Source organism: Microbispora bryophytorum, assembly GCF_043197435.1.
Classification (GTDB): domain Bacteria; phylum Actinomycetota; class Actinomycetes; order Streptosporangiales; family Streptosporangiaceae; genus Microbispora; species Microbispora bryophytorum.
The window spans coordinates 645,022-665,260 of the sequence record NZ_JBICTF010000005.1; the positions used below are offsets into that span (position 1 = coordinate 645,022).

19 protein-coding genes are annotated in these 20,239 nt (G+C 69.4%); 14 read left to right on the forward strand and 5 right to left on the reverse strand.

The features are described from left to right. Positions 1-22: 22 nt before the first annotated feature. Positions 23-151, reverse strand: a complete 129-nt coding sequence (locus ACGFIB_RS20370) for a hypothetical protein (RefSeq protein ID WP_393373930.1) — start codon at positions 149-151, stop codon at positions 23-25. A 197-nt stretch (positions 152-348) separates the two neighbouring features. On the opposite strand from ACGFIB_RS20370, the gene ACGFIB_RS20375 reads away from it, so the two are divergent. The 5 genes from ACGFIB_RS20375 to ACGFIB_RS20395 all read left to right on the forward strand — a co-directional run bounded on the left by ACGFIB_RS20375 (position 349) and on the right by ACGFIB_RS20395 (position 5,691). Next, positions 349-918 (forward strand): TetR/AcrR family transcriptional regulator, encoded by a 570-nt coding sequence (locus ACGFIB_RS20375; RefSeq protein WP_357259890.1) that lies wholly within the window; start codon positions 349-351, stop codon positions 916-918. A gap of 87 nt (positions 919-1,005) precedes the next feature. Next, the gene (locus tag ACGFIB_RS20380) at positions 1,006-2,211 is read left to right on the forward strand and encodes a GDSL-type esterase/lipase family protein (RefSeq protein ID WP_393373932.1); all 1,206 of its coding nucleotides are present in this window, start codon (positions 1,006-1,008) and stop codon (positions 2,209-2,211) included. A gap of 211 nt (positions 2,212-2,422) precedes the next feature. Then, positions 2,423-3,772 carry a TrkH family potassium uptake protein gene (locus ACGFIB_RS20385; protein WP_357243642.1) on the forward strand — a complete coding sequence of 450 codons (1,350 nt, stop codon included), beginning with the start codon at positions 2,423-2,425 and terminating at the stop codon, positions 3,770-3,772. A 1-nt stretch (position 3,773) separates the two neighbouring features. Further along, positions 3,774-4,427 (forward strand): potassium channel family protein, encoded by a 654-nt coding sequence (locus ACGFIB_RS20390; RefSeq protein ID WP_189104911.1) that lies wholly within the window; start codon positions 3,774-3,776, stop codon positions 4,425-4,427. Positions 4,428-4,650: 223 nt separating this feature from the next. Then, positions 4,651-5,691, forward strand: a complete 1,041-nt coding sequence (locus ACGFIB_RS20395; RefSeq protein ID WP_142574887.1) for a PP2C family protein-serine/threonine phosphatase — start codon at positions 4,651-4,653, stop codon at positions 5,689-5,691. Positions 5,692-5,736: 45 nt separating this feature from the next. On the opposite strand, the gene ACGFIB_RS20400 is transcribed toward ACGFIB_RS20395, so the two are convergent. Beyond that, positions 5,737-6,384, reverse strand: coding sequence for a response regulator transcription factor (locus tag ACGFIB_RS20400; RefSeq protein WP_142574886.1), 648 nt, complete (start codon positions 6,382-6,384; stop codon positions 5,737-5,739). After that, positions 6,375-8,405, reverse strand: coding sequence for a sensor histidine kinase (locus ACGFIB_RS20405; protein ID WP_393373937.1), 2,031 nt, complete (start codon positions 8,403-8,405; stop codon positions 6,375-6,377). Before ACGFIB_RS20405 ends, ACGFIB_RS20400 begins: the two co-directional genes overlap by 10 nt. A gap of 134 nt (positions 8,406-8,539) precedes the next feature. Between ACGFIB_RS20405 and ACGFIB_RS20410 the strand changes: the two genes are divergently transcribed. From ACGFIB_RS20410 to ACGFIB_RS20445, 8 genes are all read left to right on the forward strand, one after another. After that, positions 8,540-9,184, forward strand: coding sequence for a hypothetical protein (locus ACGFIB_RS20410; protein WP_393373939.1), 645 nt, complete (start codon positions 8,540-8,542; stop codon positions 9,182-9,184). Between the two features lie 186 nt (positions 9,185-9,370). Next, the gene (locus ACGFIB_RS20415) at positions 9,371-9,604 is read left to right on the forward strand and encodes a hypothetical protein (RefSeq protein ID WP_357243657.1); all 234 of its coding nucleotides are present in this window, start codon (positions 9,371-9,373) and stop codon (positions 9,602-9,604) included. Positions 9,605-9,658: 54 nt separating this feature from the next. Next, positions 9,659-11,425 (forward strand): thiamine pyrophosphate-dependent enzyme, encoded by a 1,767-nt coding sequence (locus ACGFIB_RS20420; protein WP_357243660.1) that lies wholly within the window; start codon positions 9,659-9,661, stop codon positions 11,423-11,425. Positions 11,426-11,646: 221 nt separating this feature from the next. Beyond that, entirely contained in the window at positions 11,647-12,900 is a 1,254-nt protein-coding gene (locus ACGFIB_RS20425; RefSeq protein WP_393373942.1) for an MFS transporter, read from the forward strand. Positions 12,901-13,033: 133 nt separating this feature from the next. Beyond that, entirely contained in the window at positions 13,034-13,921 is an 888-nt protein-coding gene (locus ACGFIB_RS20430; RefSeq protein ID WP_393373945.1) for an NAD(P)-dependent oxidoreductase, read from the forward strand. Next, the gene (locus ACGFIB_RS20435; protein ID WP_393373947.1) at positions 13,918-14,667 is read left to right on the forward strand and encodes an SDR family NAD(P)-dependent oxidoreductase; all 750 of its coding nucleotides are present in this window, start codon (positions 13,918-13,920) and stop codon (positions 14,665-14,667) included. The genes ACGFIB_RS20430 and ACGFIB_RS20435 overlap by 4 nt, the downstream gene beginning before the upstream one ends. After that, positions 14,667-14,804, forward strand: a complete 138-nt coding sequence (locus ACGFIB_RS20440; RefSeq protein ID WP_393373950.1) for a hypothetical protein — start codon at positions 14,667-14,669, stop codon at positions 14,802-14,804. Before ACGFIB_RS20435 ends, ACGFIB_RS20440 begins: the two co-directional genes overlap by 1 nt. Before the next feature lie 342 nt (positions 14,805-15,146). Then, entirely contained in the window at positions 15,147-16,865 is a 1,719-nt protein-coding gene (locus ACGFIB_RS20445) for a hypothetical protein (protein ID WP_393373953.1), read from the forward strand. A gap of 194 nt (positions 16,866-17,059) precedes the next feature. On the opposite strand, the gene ACGFIB_RS20450 is transcribed toward ACGFIB_RS20445, so the two are convergent. After that, positions 17,060-18,352 carry a DUF2716 domain-containing protein gene (locus ACGFIB_RS20450; protein WP_393373956.1) on the reverse strand — a complete coding sequence of 431 codons (1,293 nt, stop codon included), beginning with the start codon at positions 18,350-18,352 and terminating at the stop codon, positions 17,060-17,062. Positions 18,353-18,673: 321 nt separating this feature from the next. Here ACGFIB_RS20450 and ACGFIB_RS20455 point away from each other — a divergent pair, with 321 nt between their 5' ends. Beyond that, on the forward strand, positions 18,674-19,531 hold the full coding sequence (locus tag ACGFIB_RS20455) for a hypothetical protein (RefSeq protein WP_357248924.1): 858 nt from the start codon (positions 18,674-18,676) through the stop codon (positions 19,529-19,531). Positions 19,532-19,780: 249 nt separating this feature from the next. Here ACGFIB_RS20455 and ACGFIB_RS20460 read toward each other — a convergent pair whose 3' ends face one another. Further along, on the reverse strand, positions 19,781-20,227 hold the full coding sequence (locus ACGFIB_RS20460) for a hypothetical protein (protein WP_357248927.1): 447 nt from the start codon (positions 20,225-20,227) through the stop codon (positions 19,781-19,783). Positions 20,228-20,239: the final 12 nt, after the last annotated feature.

Here is a 20,239-nt window from a genome sequence, read left to right on the forward strand (position 1 = left end):
CGGCCTGGGCGGGCCGGCGAGCTCATCCTCGCCGGCCCGCCCGGTTGTCGTGGGGCAGATCCTGGAGCCCGGCGAGCCCGCCGATGGCCACCTCGCCCACCCCGTCCTCGCCCGCGCCCACCCCGTCCGCACCCGCCCCGTCCGCGCCCACCCTGTCCGCACCCCACCCTGTCCGCACCCACCCTGTCCGCGACGCCCGTGCGGCACATGCCTGAGCCGCGGCCGCCCGACCTCCTGCACGACGCCGTAGCCGGGTACGCGCCGGACAGCCTCGCGAGACTCATTCGCGATTTGCCTAAACATGTTAGGCAAATCCATAATGAGTTCAGGCGGAGTGGGGAGAGGGTTATGGCGCGAGCGGGACTGACCACGGAACGTCTGATCAGGGCGGGGGCGGAGCTGGCCGACGAGGTCGGCTTCGACCAGGTGACGATCTCGGCGCTGGCCCGGCGGTTCGGCGTCAAGGTCGCGAGTCTCTACTCCCACCTGAAGAGCTCCCATGACCTGAAGACCGCGATCGCGCTGTTCGCGCTGGAGGAACTCGCCGACCGGGTCGCGGACGCGCTGGCCGGGCGCGCCGGCAAGGACGCCCTGGCCGCCTTCGCGGACGCCTATCGCGGCTACGCCCGGGAGCATCCCGGCCGCTACGACGCCGCCCGGCTCAGGCTCGACCCCGAGACGGCGGCCGCCAGCGCCGGAGTCAGGCACGCGCAGATGACGCGGGCCATCCTGCGCGGCTACGACATCGCCGAGCCGGACCAGACGCACGCGGTCCGGATGCTGGGCAGCGTGTTCCACGGCTACGTCAGCCTGGAGATGAGCGGAGGCTTCAGCCACACCGCCGTCGACCCGGAGGAATCCTGGTCCTGGATCGTGGACTCCCTCGACGCCCTGCTGCGCGACCGGACGACGCCGTGACCACCCGTGACCACCAGGGGCCGTGACCACCAGGGGCCGCACCGACGCGGCGTAACACCCGGAAATCCCGATCAACAGGCTGAGGCGATGAGCGTCGAACACGACTGGATCACCACACCCGTCACCCCGGACATCGTGCGCGGCGCCCTCGACGTGGAACGCACGGCGCGCGGCCTGCTGCCGCACCGGCTGCCCGCCTGGGCCCGCCGGCAGATCCCCGACGGGCAACTGGCCATGGCCGAGGCCCAGCCGTCCGGCGTACGCCTGGCGTTCCGGACCCGGGCCACCACCATCGAACTCGACACGCTGCCCACCAAGAGGGCCTACCGGGGTCTTCCCGCCCCGGCGGACGGTGTGTACGACCTGCTCGTCGACGGCCGCCTCACGGCCCAGGCCACGGTGGCCGGCGGCAACGTCCGCGTGATCGACCTGGCCTCCCAGGCCGCCGAGCTGCGCGAAGGGCCGCCCGGCACCGCCCGGTTCGCCGATCTCCCCGCGCGTGACAAGAACGTCGAGATCTGGCTGCCGCATACGGAGATCACCGAGCTGATCGCCCTGCGCACCGACACCCCGATCGAGCCGGCGCCGGACGGCGGATTCCAAGACGGCGGACCCCCGGACGGCGGACTTAGGGTGTGGCTGCACCACGGCAGTTCCATCAGCCACGGCTCGAACGCCGCCCACCCGACCGCCATATGGCCGGCTCTGGCCGCCGCCCTGGGCGGAGTGGAGCTGATCAATCTGGGGTTCGGCGGCAGCGCGCTACTCGACCCGTTCACCGCCCGCGCGATGCGGGACACCCCCGCCGACGTGATCAGCGTCAAGATTGGCATCAACATCGTCAACGGCGACGTGATGCGCCTGCGTGCCTTCACCCCCGCGGTCCACGGCTTCCTCGACACCATTCGCGAGGGGCATCCGGCCACGCCGCTGCTGGTCGTGTCCTCCATCCTGTGCCCGGTCCAGGAGGACACCCCCGGCCCGCTCGCGCCCCGCTTCGAAGGCGGGACCGTGCGATTCACGGCCACGGGCGATCCCGCCGAGCGCGCCGCCGGGCGTCTGACGCTCAACGTCATCCGCGACGAACTCGCCCGGATCGTGCGACAGCGGGCGGCCGACGACCCGAACCTGCACTACCTCGACGGTCGCGACCTCTACGGCGAGGCGGACTACGCGGAACTGCCGCTGCCCGACGAGGTGCACCCCGGCCCCGAGGGACATCGCCGCATCGGCGAGAACTTCGCCCGCCTCGTGTTCGGCGCCGGTGGCCCGTTCGCCGTCACCACGGGGTGAGAGCCCTGATGTGCCTGGCGGGAAATGTGCTGTTACGGTAGGCCGCGGTGTTCCGGGAAGTCGGGTCGGCGGACGTGGTTCCGGTGCCCACACGGAGGTTCTCGGTGGTATCGCAGACGCCCCGCCCGTTAGACGACGAACGCGAGCTCCCCGCCTGGCACGGCCACCTGCGCGAACGCACAGGAGGCCGCGACGACGGAGAGAAGCCTGCATGAGGCTGTTTTGGGCCATGGTGGCGCGTTTCCACCAGCCGGCGCAGGTCATCACGACAGTGTTCGGGGTGACGGTCCTCCTGGGAACCGCCCTGCTGTCCAGTCCGCTCGCCACGACCTCGGGCAAGCCCGCGAACTGGATCACCGCCCTGTTCACCGCGACGTCGGCGGTGTGCGTGAACGGGCTGACCGTCGTCGACACGGCCACCCACTGGTCGGTGTTCGGCGAGGTGGTCATCGCCGTCCTCATCCAGGTGGGCGGCCTCGGCATCATGACCCTGGCGACCGTCTTCACCCTGCTCGTCTCCCGCAGGCTGGGCCTGCGGGCCCGGTTGTCCGCGCAGGCCGAGACCCGGGTGCTCAACGGCAGCGACCTGCGGCGCGTGGTGGGCAAGGTCGTGCTCTTCAACCTGCTCTGCGAGGCCGTCGTGGGAGCCGTTCTCACGCTCAGGTTCGTGCTCGGATACGGCGAGCCCGTCGGGCGAGGGCTGTATCTGGGCCTGTTCCACGCGGTCTCGTCGTTCAACAACGCCGGTTTCGCGCTGTGGCCCGACAGCCTGGTCAGGTTCGCCGCCGATCCGTGGGTCTGCCTGACCGTCGCGACGGCGGTGATCGTGGGCGGGCTCGGCTACCCCGTGGTGTTCGAACTGCGCCGTTCCTGGCGCCGCCCCGGCCGCTGGTCGCTGCTCACCCGCATCACGCTCACGGTCACCACCGTCCTGGTGGCGGGCGGCACTCTGCTGTTCCTCCTCACGGAGTGGACCAACCCCCGCACGCTCGGGCCGATGGACGAGCAGGGCAAGCTGCTCACCGCGTTCTTCACCGCCGTCATGCCACGCAGCGCAGGGTTCAACAGCATCGACATCACGCAGATGCACCCCTCCAGCTGGCTCGTCACCGAGCTGCTGATGTTCGTCGGCGGCGGCAGCGCGGGCACCGCCGGCGGGATCAAGGTCACCACGCTGGGCCTGCTCACGTTCATCGTCTGGGCGGAGCTGCGCGGCGAGAGCCGGGTGAACATCGGCCACCGCCGCCTCACCGAGGCGGCGCAGCGGCAGGCGGTCTCGCTGACCGTGCTGAGCGTGGCCCTGGTCGCGCTGTTCAGCTACACCCTGCTGGTTCTGACGCCGCACTCCCCGGACCGGGTGCTCTTCGAGGTCGTCTCCGCCTTCGGCACGACCGGGCTGTCCGTCGGCGTCGCCTCCACCGTCTCCCCCGCCGCGCAGATGCTGCTCACGCTGCTGATGTTCGTCGGCCGGATCGGCCCGCTCACGCTGGGCTCCGCCCTGGCGCTCAAGGAGCGCACCCGCCGCTACGAATTACCGGAAGAGGACGTCATCGTTGGCTGACATGAGAAACGACCCCGTGGCCGTGATCGGTCTGGGCCGCTTCGGCACCGCGCTCGCCCTCGAGCTGGTGCGGCGCGGCACCGAGGTGCTCGCCATCGACCATCGCCCCAAGGTGGTGCAGAGCCTCGCGGGACAGATCACGCACATCGCCACCGCCGACGCCACCGACCCCGAGGCGTTGCGCCAGCTCGGCCTGCCGGACTTCTACCGCGCGGTGTGCGCCATCGGCAACGACCTGGAGGCGAGCATCCTCACCTCGTCGCTGCTGGTGGAGATGGAGATCGACGACATCTGGGCCAAGGCCGTCAGCCGGCAGCACGGCCGTATCCTCAGCCGGATCGGCGTCCAGCACGTGGTCTTCCCCGAGCACGACATGGGTGAGCGCGTGGCCCACCTGGTGAGCGGGCGGATGCTCGACTACATGGAGGTCGACGAGAACTTCGCCCTGGTCAAGACCCTTCCGCCCAAGGAGTACGTCGGAGTCCCCCTCGGCGAGTCGAGCCTGCGCCGAAAGTGCGGGGTGACGGTGGTGGCGGTCAAGCGGCCGGGCGAGGAGTTCACCTACGCCACCGCCGAGACCGAGCTCGGCTATGGCGACGTCATCATCGTGTCAGGCCGTACGGACCAGGTCGAGCGCTTCGCGGAGCTGCCGTGACGGCGTGGGCGGGAGCCAGATGTCCGGCTTTACCGGCAACCGCCTCACGTATTCGAGTAACGTCACTACTGATAGTGATCGGTAGGGACGTGCCCGACTTGACCGGCCCGCCCGACATGGCATCCGCGGCGGGCAAGGGGGAGTGCCCCGTTCACTACGCGGGAAGGAGTAAAGCCATCAAAGGAATCATGTGCTGACGGTGGGGGCCGGCTATGGAGTCGCGATGAGTTCCCAGAGCGTCCTGCGTGCGTTGCCGTTCATCGCGATTCTCCTGGTCGTCGTGGTCGACCTGATCACCGGACCCCGTGTGGGCTTCCTGGCGCTCCTCACGCTGGGCCCGGCCTTCGCCTCGGTGACGGGCAGCGTGCGCCGCACGGCCCTGGTGGGGGTGCTGGCCCTCGCCATCTGCGTCCCCCTCGCCGTGTACGACGGCCTGCTCGGCCGGACGAGCAACTACCTCACTCTCGCCGCGATCGTCGGCGTCACCGCCGCGAGCATGCTGGCCAGCAGACTGCGCAACCGGCGCGAGCGCGAGCTGGCCAATGTCCGCCTCGTCGCCGAGGCGGCCCAGAGGGTGCTCCTGCGCCCGGTCCCCCGCCGCGCGAGCGACCTGCGGATCGCGCTCTCCTACACCTCCGCCGCCGCGGAGGCCCAGATCGGCGGCGACCTCTACGAGGTGGTGACCACCCCGGAGGGCGTACGGATTCTCATCGGCGACGTGCAGGGCAAGGGCCTGGAGGCGGTCGAAACCGCGGCGTGGGTGCTCGGCGCGTTCCGTGAGGCCGCCTACGACCAGTCCGAACTCGCCGGTGTGGTCGAGCGCGTGGAGACCAGTCTGGCCCGGCACCTGAGCGGCGAGAAGTTCGTCACCGCCATACTCGCGGAGGTGCATGAGGGGGAGATCTCCCTGCTCAACTGCGGCCACCCCGCCCCTCTCGTGCTGCGGCGCGACGGCGGCGTCCACTTCGCGGAGCCGCAGGAGGAGGCCCTCCCGCTCGGGCTCGGCGCGCTCGGGTCGCCACGGCCCAAGCCCCACCGGGTGCCGTTCGAGGAGGGTGACCAGATCCTCTTCTACACCGACGGCGTGATCGAGTGCCGCGACCGTCAGGGCCGCTTCTATCCGCTCGCGGAGCGGGCGCATCTGCTGCGGAGCGACGATCCGCAGGCGGCCCTCGACGAACTGCGCGCCGACATGCTGCGCCACGCCGGCGGCCCCTTCCCCGACGACGCCGCCATGCTCCTGCTGCGCCGTCATCCCGGATGAGCCGGCGCTCCGGACGAGCCGTCCGGGCATGTCGCCGACGATGGGTCAGGGCTTGCGCAGGAACTGCAACACCGCCAGCACGCGCCGGTGCTCCCGCTCGCCCGGCGCCAGACCGAGTTTGGTGAAGACGCTGCGCACGTAGCCCTCGACGGTCTTCGGGCTGACGAAAAGCTCCTTGGCCAGTGCCGCATTGGTCAGGCCCTGGGCCATCAGCGCCAGGACCTCGCGCTCGCGATCGGTCAGCTCGGCGAGGGGGTCGTGTTCCCTGCGGCGGCCGACCAGCCGCGACACCAGCTCCGGGTCGATGACGACCTCGCCGGCCGCGACCCGGCGGATGTCGACGGCGAACGCTCCGAGATCCGACACCCGGTCCTTGAGGAGATAACCGACCGCGCCGTCGAACTCGTTCATGAGCCGCAGTGCGTGGTGCACCTCGACGTACTGCGACAGGAGCATGAGTCCCACCTGCGGTGCGAAACACCGGATCTCGGTGGCAGCCTCGATGCCTTCGTCGGCGAAGCCCGGCGGCATTCGCAGGTCGGTGATGACCACGGCGGGTGGATCCCGGCGTACCAGGCCGACCAGCTCGGCACCATGGCGCGCCTGGCCGATCACCTCGAAACCCATCTCGGTGAGGATGCGCGTCATCCCCTCCCGGAACAGCAGCGCATCGTCGGCGACGATCACCCGCATGGCAGAACCGTCCTGAGTCGCGTCCCACCACCGGCAGGGCTGTCGAGTTCGAGCCTGGCTCCCAACGCGGCGACCCGGTCCGCGAGCCCTTGCAGCCCGCTGCCCGCCGCGGGCCGTGCACCGCCGCGACCGTCGTCGGTCACCACGATCCGCAGCCCATCGCCACCTATGGTGACGTCGGCGGTCACCACGCTCGCCGCCGAGTGCCGCGCCGCGTTCGTGATCGACTCGCTGACCAGGTAGTACGCCGTCGCCTCGATCTCGCGTGGCAGTCTGCTCGCGACACTCACCCGCAGCCGCACGGGGATGGCGGACCTGTCGGCCACGGCGGCCAGCGCGGCTTCCAAACCGTCCTGCGCGAGCACCATGGGATGCAGGCCGCGGGCCAGTTCGCGAAGATCCGCCGTGGCCTCCAGCAGGTGCGCGCGAGCGTCTTTGGCCCTGGACGCGAGGAGGCCGTCGCCGGACTCCTTCGCCTGCTCGGCGAGAGCGCCGAGCTCCAGCCCCAGCGTCACCAGCCGGAGTTGCACGCCGTCATGGAGGTCACGCTCCAAGCGCCGCCGGGCCGCGTCCTCCGCGGAGACGATGCGCCGCGCGGCCGCCTGCAACTGCTGAGCCTGCTCCTGCTGGACGATCACCAGACCGGTCTGCGCGACCAGGTCCGTCAGCAGCCGCTCCTCGGCCGCGGTCAGGGGCTCACCGGGCGGTTTGCGGACGGCGATCGCGCCACGGGCAGTGCCCTGGTCGACGATCGGCCGCACGTGCCAGCGCGGCCCCCCGTGATGCAGTCCATGGTGCAGTGCATGGTGCAGCCCGCTCAGAGGCGCAGGATCGACCCGGCCCACGGGGTGAGGCCAGCCCGCCCGCGGGACCATGCACGCCTCGTCGCCGACCCAGACGACCACCTCCCTTGCGCCGAGCGCGCTCGCGACCGTCGCGGCGATCCCGTCCAGCAGCTCCTCAGGTGCCGCGGTGAGCTGAGCCGACAGCCGGGACAGCGCCTCGTACGGCGTCGCCCGCGGCCCGTAGACGAGGCGGTCGGCCAGACGCTGGGCACGTCGCCGCAACGGCTCGAACACCACTGCGACGACGGCGGTCGCGAACAGCGACCGCCAGCGTTCCTCTACCGGCACCAGCCCGCCGACGCCGACCACGAGCGCGACGTAGCCGGCGGTGATGAGCAGCAGCATCGCTCCGACGACGATGGTCTTGTTGATGACCGGATCGATGTCGTAGAGCCGGTGCCTCAAGATCCCGAACGCGGCGGCGACCGGCACGAGCGGCAAGACGAGCAACCCCGGCACCGGGCTGCCGAGGATCACCACGCCGGTCGCCAGGATCAGGAGGTCCATCACGACCGCGAACGTCAGCCACCGCATCCGGCGCGCCTCGTCGCCGCCGGTGCGCCGCAGGCGGATCACGATCGCGGCCGTCCCGAGCGCCTGGAAGAGCAGGTAGCCGAACTGCGCGTACTCCCACGCCCGGGCGGCCGCCGCGGCCCCCGGCACATCGAACGGGTGCGGCGCGACCAGACCGGTCCGGTCGTACTCCACCGGCCACAACGCGGAGGCCGTCGCCATCGCGACCGCCACCGCGGCCATGCCCCATGCGGCACCGAGCCATCTCCGGGAGAGCAGCCTGCCGTCGGGGAACGCCATCAGCATCCAGCCGAACGCCGCGATCGCGAGCGGCAGCGGCCAGACGCCGACCCACCCCAGCCATGACGCCGCCGGCAGCGGACCTTCGTGCAGGCCGTACTGCCGGCCGAAGAACATCACGGCGTGCACCACACCGGTGGCCACGAACAGCCAGCCCTCCCGGTGCCGGGGCCGCATCCGGACGACGTAGAGCCCGACCGCCGTCCACGACGCCGCGATCAGCCCGTTGTGGGCGTTCGCGAGGTGGAACCCGAGATGCCACCCGTAGCCGACGAGCACGGCGACCACCAGCGCCACCACGCCGAGTCCCGCCTCGCGGGCGGCCGGCGGGGCCTCCTCGTACGCGTTCGCCGCTGCGGCCACACCGGAATGGTGACACAGCCGAACGCCCCTGCGAATGAGGGTTTTCCCTGCGGAAGAGCAGGGTCTGCACGCATCCGCGAAGGACGCCTGTCGGCCACCGTTGACCCATCAACGGCATGCACGAGGAGGCAACCATGAGCACGCCGGTCACGACGCGCCCTTCCACCGTCTCGCGGCTCAACCGGGTCAGTGGCATCTGCCTGGTGCTGGGCGGCATCACCTTCATCGCCGGCGGCGCCACCCATCCCGGCGACAGCGGCGAGGGCGACAAGGTCCAGCAGCTGCACGAGATGCTTGTGCAGCCGAGCTGGTATCCCTCCCACGCGCTGCTGCTGCTCTCGATGGGCCTGTTCGCCGCCGGGATCTTCGCGATCTCACGCCGCGACGTCGGCAGGAGCATGGCCGCGGCGACCAAGGTCGTCGCCGGCATCGGCGCCCTCGCCACCGTCGGTATGGCGGCGCACCTGTTCGCCGCGCTGGAGGCCGACTCCCTCGCGGCGGGTCAGCCGACGATCATCTCCACGATGCAAACGTGGAACGAGACGACCATCGACACGCTCTGGGGCCTGAGCATCGCGTTCCTCGCCGTCGCCGGCGGCCTCACCCGGACGGTCGGCAACCGCATCACGCTCGCGCTCGGCCTGGCCGGCGGGCTGGCCTATGCGCTCGCCTCCGCCACGATCGCGTTCACCGACCGGTTCGACCCCCTGTTCCCGGTCGGGTCGCTCATCGGCATCTGGGCCGCCGCTGCCGGAGTGATGGCGGTGACCCGGAAATGACCCCCGAGCACACGCCGCACTCGGTCACCCTGCCGCCCGCGCGACATCCGGGTCTGCTGCGGACAAAGCCGCCGTGACCTGGGGCGTCGTTTACGGGTTCGAGGGGCGGGAAGGGCTCGTCGCGCGAGCCGTTCGGAAGCCGCGAGCTGATCGGGTGACGCGAGCCGTTCGATGCCGGAGTCGATCATGAATGTTCGGAGCAACGCGGTGAAGAGCGCGGGCGACAGACTGGCGTCGGCGATCGGCAGTGTCGCGGGCGCCGTGGCCGACCCGAAGGGCGGCGCGAAACAGCTGAAGTCCGCGCTGTCATCCCCGAAGCGGCTCGCCGTCGCCGCCGGCCTCGTCGCCGCGTACGCCCTCGGCCGGCGGGGCGGTCACCGGGCCGCAACGGCCGCCAGGGGCAGAGCGCGGGGCCGCTGAGGGCACACGGGGACGCCGGGGCGCCCGTACGGCCGCTGTCGATCGGAGGCGGACATGACCGAGATCGTGGGTGAGAGCCTGGCCCGGCGGCTGGTGGAGTGGGGGGTCGACACGATCTTCGGGCTCCCCGGTGACGGGATCAACGGCCTGATGGAGGGCTTCCGCCGGCACCGGAAGGAGCTGCGGTTCATCCTGGTGCACCACGAGGAGGCCGCCGCGTTCATGGCGACCGGCTACGCGAAGGCGACCGGCCGTCTCGGCGTGTGCGCCGCGACCTCCGGGCCGGGTGCCATCCACCTGCTGAACGGCCTGTACGACGCCAAGCTCGACCACGTCCCCGTGCTGGCCCTGACCGGCATGCAGGAGACCGCGGTGCTGGGGACCCATTACCAGCAGGAGGTCCACCTCGACCGCCTCTACCAGGACCTGGCCGCCTACAACCTGATGGTCACCAATCCACAGCAGATGCCCGGCGTGGTCGACCTCGCGGTGCGCAACGCGCTGACCAGGCGGACGGTGTCGCACCTGACCTTCCCCAACGACATCCAGGTGGCGCCTGCGAGCGAGGACCCGTACCGGCACGTCGGCCCCGGCACCCCGCCCGCGAGCCTGACGACCTGTTCCGACCCGCCGCTACGGCCGGTCGAGGAGGACCTGACCAGGGCGGCCGAGGTGCTGCGGCAGGGCAAGAAGATCGCCATGCTCGTCGGCGTCGGCGCGCGGCATGCCCGCGAGGAGGTGCTGGCGGTCGCCGACAGGCTGGCCAGCCCCATCGTCAAGAGCCTGCCGGGCAAGTTCGTGGTGCCCGACGACCACCCGCTCACCACCGGCGGGCTCGGCCTGCTCGGCACCGCGCCGAGCGAGGAGCTCATGGAGGAGTGCGACACGCTGTTCATGGTCGGCACGTCCTTCCCCTACGGCACGTTCCTGCCGCCCGAGGGACATGCGCGGGTGGTGCAGATCGACGTCGACCCCACCCTGCTCGGCATCCGGCGGCCGACGCAGGCCCCGGTCGCCGCCGACGCCAAACTGGCGTTGCAGGCACTGCTGCCCATGATCGAACCGGCGAAGGACCGGTCGTTCCTGGAGAAGTACCAGCGCAAGATGGACACCTGGCGGAAGGACATGAAGGCGCTGCAGGACCCCTCGCGCGACCCCATCGCGCCGCAGTACCTCATGGGCTGCGTCGACGAGGCGGCCTCCGACGACGCCGTCCTGACCTGCGACTCCGGGACGATCGCGACGTGGGCCGCGCGGCACTGGACGATCCGCGGCGGGCGGGAGTTCTACCTGTCGGGCAACCTCGCGACCATGGCCCCGGGCCTGCCGTACGCCATCGGCATCCAGCACGCCTTCCCCGGCCGCCAGGTGATCGCCTTCGTGGGCGACGGAGGCTTCGCCATGCTCATGGCCGACTTCCTCACCGCCGTGCGGCACGACCTGCCCATCAAGGTCGTGGTCAACAACAACAACAGCTACGGGCAGATTCTGTGGGAGCAGATCATCCTCGGCTACCCCGAGTACGCCGTGCGGCACCGGCAGCCCGAGGCCGACTTCTCCGCCTGGGCCCGCGCCTGCGGAGCGTACGGCGCGAAGATCAAGGACCCGAAGGACCTGCCGGGGGCGATCCGCGAGGCCCTGGCGCACGACGGGCCGGCCCTGGTGGACTGCGACGTCAATCCCAACGAGCCGCCGATGCCGGGCAAGGTGAAGTACGAGCAGGCCAAGCACTTCACCGAGGCGTTCCTGCGCGGCCAGCCGCACAGGGCGGGCGTCCTCGCCACGGTCGCTCGCGACAAGATCAACGAGCTGCTGTCCTGACGGCGCCGGCGACCTGCGGCGTGACCAGCCGTACCCGCGCGACCTGTTCCCGGCCGCCCCCCTTCCACGGCCAACCTGTCACCGTGATCGGCATCGTCGGCTCCGGCAGTGGGGAAGCTCACGCGTCACGGCGGGCGAACATTTCGAGATTTTTGGAACTAAATGCGGGGCGGGGCGGTTACAACCGTTCGATCTGTTTCGAACGCCAGCCCGGAGCCACGATGACAAGTCGCCTGCACGAACGACAGCACGCCCTCGACACCCCGGCGATACGACGCCGCGGCCTCCCGGCGCTGCCGCGCGCCGCGGCCTTCTGGCTGGTGGCGGGCACCACCGCCATCCTGCTGTCCGCATCGAGCGCGCCGAGCCCCCTCTATCCCGTGTACCAGGCCGAGTTCGGCTTCAGCGCCCTCACGCTCACGGGGATCTTCGCCGTCTACGTGCTCGCACTGCTGGTCAGTCTGCTCACGGTGGGACGGCTCTCCGACTTCCTCGGCCGCCGGCCGGTCCTCGCCGCGGCGCTGGTCGCCGAGGCGGCCGCGATGGCCGTCTTCCTCGGCGCGCACGGCGTCGCCGCCCTCTTCGCCGCCCGGGTCATCCAGGGCCTCGCGACCGGTGCCGCGATCGGTGTGGTCGGCGCGTACCTGCTCGACCTGCAACCCGCCGACGGCTCGCGGCTCGGATCGCTCGTCAACGGCGCGGCCACTACCGCAGGCTTGAGCATCGGCACGATCGGGACCGGGGTGCTGATCCAGTACGCCCCGCACCCCACCCGGCTGATCTTCGTGATTCTCACGGCGGCGTTCATCGTCCTCGCGATCGCGACGGCGGTGCTTCCGGAGACCGTCGCCCGGACCCCCGGCGCCGCCGCCGCGCTGCGCCCGAAGGTGCTCGTCCCCGCGCCGGCCAAGCGTGCGTTCCTGCGCGCGGTCCCCGTCATGGTCTCCACGTGGATGCTCGGCGGGCTGATCCTCTCCGTCGGGGCCTCGCTGCTCGCCGCGGTGTTCGACGAGCACAACCACGCGGCGATCGGCCTCACGCTCGGAGCGCTCGCCGCAGTCTCGGCGTTGGCGTCCGTGCTGCTCAGGAAGCGTGCACCGGAGCGCCTCCAGCGCGAGGGAACGCTGCTGCTCCTCCTCGGAACGATTCTGCTGATCGTCGCCGTGGCGTCGTCTTCGCTGACCGTCTTCGTCGCGGCGACGCTCGTCGCCGGCGCCGGGTGGGGGCCGGCCTACCTCGGCGCCTTCCGGACGGTCAGCCAGCTCGCGGCGCCGCATGAGCGAGGTGCGCTGATCTCCGCGATCTACGTGGTGAGCTACCTGGCTTTCAGTATCCCGGCGTTGATCGCCGGGATAGCCATCACCACGCAGGGCCTGCGGGAAACCGCACTGGTCTACGGTGTCGTGGTCGCCCTCGTGGCCGTCGGCACCCTCGTCTACGAGGCGCTGAGCCGGCGCGAGCCGGCCGGTTCGTGACGGGGGCCGTGGCCGGCGCGGAGTGACGGAACCCCCGACGAGCACAATCGTTCAAGACCACCGCCGCGCCATCGGCTACAACGGTTCCGGCGTGCCGTCAGGCGGCACGGGACGTGCGTGGGGAGGCGAACGGATGGACGTGGGTTTCGTCGGTCTCGGGATCATGGGGCAGCCCATGGCGCTCAACCTGGTCCGCGCCGGAACCCCGCTCGTGGTGTGGAACCGCACGGCCGCCAGGAGCGAGCCGCTGCGCGCCGCGGGCGCGGAGGTGGCCGGCAGCGCGGCCGAGGTGTTCCGGCGGGCTCGGGTGGTGATCCTCATGCTGGCCGACGAGGCCGCGATCGACGCGGTGCTGGAGCGGGGCACGCCCGCCTTCGCCCGCAACGTCGCGGACCGGGTCGTGGTGCACATGGGCACGACCTCTCCCGTCTACTCGGCAGGGCTGGAGGCCGACGTGCTCGCGGCCGGAGGCGGCTACGTCGAGGCGCCGATCTCCGGCTCCCGCGTGCCGGCCGAGCAGGGACGGCTGGTGGCCATGCTCGCCGGCCGGCCGGAGGCCGTGGAGGAGGTCCGCCCGCTGCTGAAGCCGATGTGCGTCAAGACGGTGGTGTGCGGGCCCGCCCCCAAGGCGCTGCTGACGAAGCTCGCCGTCAACATCTTCCTGATCACCACGGTCACCGGCCTCGCGGAGTCGCTGCACTTCGGCGAGCGCCAGGGCCTCGACGTGGGGCTGCTCGTGGACGTGCTGAACTCGGGCCAGATGGCGAGCGACGTGTCGCGGGTGAAGGCGGTGAAGCTGGCCGGGCGCGACTTCGCCGCCCAGGCCGCCATCGCCGACGTGCTCAAGAACAACCGGCTCATCGCCGAGTCGGCACGCCGGGCCGGCATCGCCTCGCCGCTGCTGGACGTCTGCCATACCCTCTTCGGCGAGACCCTCGCGCTGGGCCACGCCGGTCTGGACATGGCCGCCGTCGTCCACGCGATCGAGGCCAGGACAGACGAGGAAGAAGCACGCGGATGACCTCTCACCCGATCGTCATCGTCACCGGAGGGACGCGCGGGATCGGCCGGAGCACGGTGCGGCGCCTGTGCGCGGACGGATGCGGCGTCGTCTTCACGCACTCGAGCTCGGACGCCGAGGCCGAGACGCTGGAGGCCGAGCTCGGCCGCTCCGGCTCCCTCGCCCGCGGCGTACGGCTCGACGTGACCGAACAGGACGCGCCGGAGAGGCTGTTCGAGCTGGCCGAGTCCGTCGGTGAGGTCGCGGGCCTGGTGAACAACGCGGGGGTGACCGGCAGGATCGGGCCGTTCACCGACCTGACCGACGCCGATCTGCGGCGGGTCGTCGAGGTGAACCTGGTGGCGCCCGTACGGCTGTGCCGGGAGGCGGCGCGGCGCTGGACCGGACGCACACCGGTGCCCCCGCCCGCCATCGTCAACGTCTCCTCGATCGCTGCCCGCACCGGCTCGCCGCACGAGTACGTCGCCTACGCCGCGACCAAGGCGGCGGTCGAGACGCTGACCGTGGGACTGGCCCGGGAGCTCGCCCCGGCGGGGATCCGGGTCAACGCCGTCTCGCCGGGAACCATCGACACCACGATCCACGCCCGCGCCGGGGAGCCGGGACGGGCGGAGCGGGTGGCGGCCCGCATCCCGATGGGACGCCCCGGCAGACCGGAGGAGATCGCCGATGCGGTCGCCTGGTTGCTGTCGGACCAGGCGTCCTATGTCACCGGCACCGTCCTCGACGTCGGCGGCGGTCTCTAGTGGACGTCCACGCCTACGGCACCCCGGCAGCTCAAGCCCCCGTGCCGTACCTGACGGCGGCCAAGGACGAAGACAGCACAGCCATTTATTTCACCAGCCTCGAACGCGCCTGGACCACCGCCGAACCGCTTCGCTGACCACCCGTAACCCGGAGTCGTGCCGGCTGTGCCACTTGGGGGCATGTCCGGATGGCCAGGGGTGCGACTCGCGGCGTGTGTGGCCGGTTCTTTCGCGAAATGACGTACCTCGAGATGCGCACGCAATGCGGCATGGCCGTGGCGGGTCGATAGAGCCAGCCGGCATCAAACGCCCCGTCGTGGCGCGGTGAATCCTGACGTTTGCACGTTTCGCGCGAGCGAACGGATAGTGCCATCGTGACGCAACTGTGATCATGTGAACCGTGGGGCGTGGATAGACCGTTCCAATAAGATTTCCCCGCCAGAAGACCGGAGTGTCCGAACTCGCATAAAGGGAGAGATATGGGCAATACCGCCGACTCACCTATTTCGGACGATCCGACGCCCAACTCAGACGTCGACTCAACGACGGCATCGACGGTCCTGGCGGAGGTGCTCCCAGGGGTTGCTGTCGTCTTCGGTGAGGTCCCGGTGGAACTCAAACTCGATTTGATCGACTTTGGGCTCGTGCCGGCCGCCGACCGCACGCAGATCTCCACAGTCCTCGCCTCAATCGGAAACACGGCGACCGTGGCAGGCAACCTCGGAAACGCATTCGCCAGCGTGCAGGGGCTCTACAGGATCAGCGACGCGACACAGGCCCTGCTGAAGGCCGGCGGATCACTCGCCGTCAAGGACGGCGCGAACCTCGGAGCAGTGTTCGCCAACGGCAAGATAGTCGGTCAGGCCCGCCTCATTCCCTTGAACGCGGTGAGCGTGGCACAGACCGTGGCCGCGATCGGGCCAGCGCTGGCCATGGTCGCCCTTCAGATGCAGCTGAGTGAGGTCACGGGGCTTGTCAGGACCAACATCGCGTTGACAAGCCAGGTACTCACCACTATCCGCCACGGACAGTGGGCCGAACTGACGGCACTCGTCGCCACCGTCGATCACGTAGTTGACCAGGCGCGAGAGGTCGGATCGGTCCCGACGTCCCTGTGGGACACCGTCGCGGGCAAAAGGGCGGACCTGCGTAAGCAGCTTGACCTGTACCGACTGAACGTCGGCAATCACATCCGGCAGATCCACCGGCTCGACACACACGCCCGCCGTGAGTATCTCGAGACGAACGCCGAGGCGATCCTTTTCGACGCCAACGCCCTCCTGTCTTCCCTCAAGGCGTGGACCGGATACCAGGCGCTCCACGCCGCGCGGGCGAGAGCCGCTGGACTCGAAGACGCCGGCGAGGCCCGGCTGGTCGACACCATTGCGCACGACACTCGCACGGAGCTCGACTCCGCTCTCGCCGAGACGACGAGCCTCGTCGGCTCGCTGACGCGGGAGCTACGAATCATCGCCGAGCTCCCCGGACGCGACACACTGCCACTGACGGGGAAGCGGAAGGATTCGAAGGCAGCCCGCCAAACCTCTGCCCGTCTTCTAGAAGCGCTCGAGCCTCTTGCCGATGCTCTCCATCCACCAGCCCCTCCGCTCGAGGCTCCGGGCGTCGCCTGCGCACCCAAATCGCTGGATCTCGAGCCGTACCTTCGCATTCTGCGGTGGTTCCTCGAGGACGGTGAGACTTTACGTGTCCTCGGCTTCTCCGACCAGCTCGATGCCCTCGATCCAGTTTCTGCGATCTTCAGCGGGGCGAAGGAGAAGTTGGCGGCAGCGATGGACAAGGCGGCGGCAAAGACACTCGTCGCCGTCACGGATCGCCGCATCATCACGGCCAAGACGAGCGCATTCCTTGAGCAAGGCGAGATCCGTCAGGACATCCCGATTGACCGAGTGCGATACGTCCGAGCAGCGACCCCACAGGACAAAAACGGGCGCTTGGCGATCGACCTCATCACGCGCGATGAGAATATCCGGTGGCTCTTCCACACTGACATCGACAACACTCAGGTGGACGCGCTCGCCGCCGTGCTTGCTGAATCGATGACGATCCCGGACGTCGAACGCGATGAGCTTCAACGGCGGCGCTACGCTCCCATCGAGGCGGGCAAGAAGGGCGAAGGTACTGGCACGAGGTCTACGGAACCGACTGGGTCCGTGGCCACCACCTGCGATGCCGAGTAGGTCGCGAACCGATTGACGAGGAGCCGCCCCGACCGCACGTACCGAGCCTGGTCACGTGCGGCGGCAGGCACGGGTGCCAGATGCGCTGACGGTGGACGGAACGGATGAGCAGGCAAGATCGTAGGTTCCGGAGTGGACTTCAGGGCATGTCAGGACAATCTCGGGATCTTGCCAACACCTTCGCGGGGCAGGTCTCAGGGGCCGAAGCTCCAAATATTGCCGACGGGACGGCCGCCACGCCGCAGCACCGTGCCGAGGAGGTTAGTGAGGTCCTCGTCCACGTGGGCGAGAAGTTCCTCGCCGAAGACACAGAGGGAAGATTCCCGCCAGTTGCCGAACGTGCCCATCCGAAGGTCCTCGGTGACTTGGACCACGTATTCGTCGACAAGGTACGCGTAGCTCGACCAGGGGGGCTGGCCCGGACCGCCGACGCGGTTCGGGTCGATACGGGAGCCGCTGATGTACCACTTGAGGCGGTAGAGCCAATCGCCGGGCCGGGCGCCGGCCCGTAGTCCGCGCGCGACGATCGCCTCCACCTCGGCGAGCAGCGGGTCGTCCTGACGGACGGCGGTGTAGAGGTGCCACGTGGCGGAAGCCGGAGGTTCGGCGAAGCCACGGTCGGCCGTCTCGTAGGTCACATCGAACCGTGCTTCGAAACGATTCCAGATCTCGTCATGCTCCGGTTCGGACAGGAGTTGCTTCGCGGGACGCTCCCGGGCCGGCTCACCGGGCGGCGCCCAGCGGTACGTGCTCACCCGGGCGATCTCATGAAAACCAGCCGCGACGTAGGCGGGGACAAAGGCGTCAACTGCTTCGGCGACAAGATGACGTGGCGTGTTTCCGGGAATCACGTACCGGTGACCGTGCCGCGCTGCCCAGGCCCCCGCGGCGTGGAGTAGCTCAGGACGCGGGCGGGTGATCCCGCCGATGGCCGCGAAGTCAGTGCCGCCCACACGCTCGACCCAGACCGCGTCCAGGATCCGCCCGTCGTACTCCAGCACCAGGACCTCCATCTCCGATCCCGTACCGCGGGCCGTTCCATCAGCCTCCAACTCCGTGAGCGGCCGTCGTTGCTCGGGCGCGGCCGCGGCCATGCGGCGCAGCCGCTCCTGCTCCCCGTGGAGGTGGGGTCGTACGCGTGCGCCGCTCCGTAGCCCTTCGGGTGCCGGAATATCGGCGATGTCGGCCGCCAGGAGAGTGCGTTCCGGCCCTGGCGTGAACGCTGCAGCTCGCAGCGATTCGGCGAGCAGGGGTGAGTCGTGGGAGTGGACCTTCCACTCGATCGGTTCGCAGCGGGCGGCGAAGATCTCCTGTTGGCGGCGGATCAGTCCCGCCAGATCGCCGCGGAGGAGAGCGGTGTGCTCGACAATCCCGTGGGTTCCGTAGTGGGTTCGCACCAACGGTCCATCCCGCTCGACTACGGCTCCCCACGGCAGCTCCTGCGGCAGCAGGCCCCGTAACTGATTCTCGTATTCGGCTAACAGCACCTCAGTTGCTCCGCTCACTCCCTCCACCCCAAACCAGTCTCGATCAAACCTATGCGGCAACGTCTGCCGCCACGGGCGCGCGGCATTCGTGGCAAACATCCTGCGACTTCCGTCTGCGCCCCAGCAGTCGCATGTCCCCGTCGCGCTCCCTGTAGTCCAGGTCCCACGCGATCATGCCTGCCGGGCCGCGAAGGGGCAACCGGTTCATTCCGCCGCGATTCGCAAGGTTCTTCAGAGCCGCACCCTGCGAGCAGCATCCGGCTCCCGGTGCTGAGCGCGAAGCCGCCGGTGTCGGAAACGGGACTCTGACAAGATCATCACATGGTGCGATTTGCCGCGATTCTTCTGGCAGCGGTGCTACTCCTCAACGACAGCTCTGGCCTGTTGGGACCGACGTTCGAGGAAAACGCCGTACAAGCCATCTCGACCTGGCGGGCCAGCGGCGCCGCGGAGATCTGGCGTGAGGGGTTCGTTCCGCTCGAGGACCTGAGGCAGATGTCCCAGAAGGTGAGCGAGCACATCGATTATGAGTGGCACGGCTGGGTTGTCGCCGGCCCGCTCCCCACTCCACCTGCCAGGGCACAGGTCCGCTGGGACGACGGGTCCGCGATGCGGGTCCCCGTGATCGCACCGCGCGAGGCGCTGATGGCACTGTCCCCTTGGCCCGAGAACATGACCTTCCCCGACAACAAGCAGTACAAGCTGACCGGCGCCACCTTCACGGCCATTCGGCTGATGACCTCACGCGGCATGGCGACCGTACCCGCCTGGCGGCTGCACTTCTCGAACCTCCCCGGTCCCATTGACTACGTCGCGATCGATCAGAAGGCGATCGGGACCATCGAAGACTCGGTCGGCGAACGTCTGTCAGGTGAGGGGATCACAGATTTCGCCGTGCTCGACGAACACACACTGCTGGTGAAGTACGACTACGGCGTCTGCTCCGGCGACGAACCGTTCGATGTCACCCTGCGAGCCGGCGAGAGGCGAGATGTCGTGGTCGTGGGACTCGAGATGCCCTATCAGGGCTACGGCTTCTGCGCAGGCCTCGGCAAGTCCGGCCAGGGCGTCGTCAGGCTGGACGAGCCGCTGGGCGATCGCGTGGTGCTGGACGGATGGAGCATGCTCCCCGTCCTCTGCCATCGTGCGCAGAACACGTGCCACGCCGGGAACGGGTGACCTACGCCGCCCCGAAAGCGACGGGACGACGTGATGAGCACGAGCTATACGCGAAATGATCAATTAGAGCGCATGGGATCGCCAAATCGTCCAAGCAGATAAAGGCTGTAGTTCAAGTACAACGACCATGGCTTTCCTAAAGCAGGTGCCCATAACGCTGCTCGGCGACCAGGGCAGCGCTCGACCTCCAGCCCTACCGGCCACCTTTAGTGATGTTATGTTCTCGCAGGCCATCGTACTGATTGATGGCTACCCCACCTTGATCCAGGAGCCGCAGCCGCTACTCTTGAAATCCTGGCCGACCTTCAGCGTAACGCGCGGGTAGCCTCCCTCGACGATGTCGTTCTCGACGATGTCCGACCCGTTTGTACCCGATCGCGTGATTCCCCAGTAGCACATAGAGGTGACAGCATCAGCGGTCTTATATGTCCCCGGTGCGATGTCTTCGCCAATCGTCCACGTCCCCTCCTCGATCGTCGCTGCCTGAGCGGGCTGCGTTTCCCTTGGCTTGCTGGTCTCGGCTTCAGCGGGCTGCGTTTCCCTCGGCTTGCTGGTCTCGGCTTTAGCGCGCTTGGTCACCGTCTCGGTTGCAGTGGCGGTCACTGTCTCCACCGGGCCGACCGCCGCACTGGTTGTCGTGCGGTCGCCCTTTGACGCACTGCCAACGGCAATGCCACCGACACATCCGGCTGCCATCGCTCCCGCCGC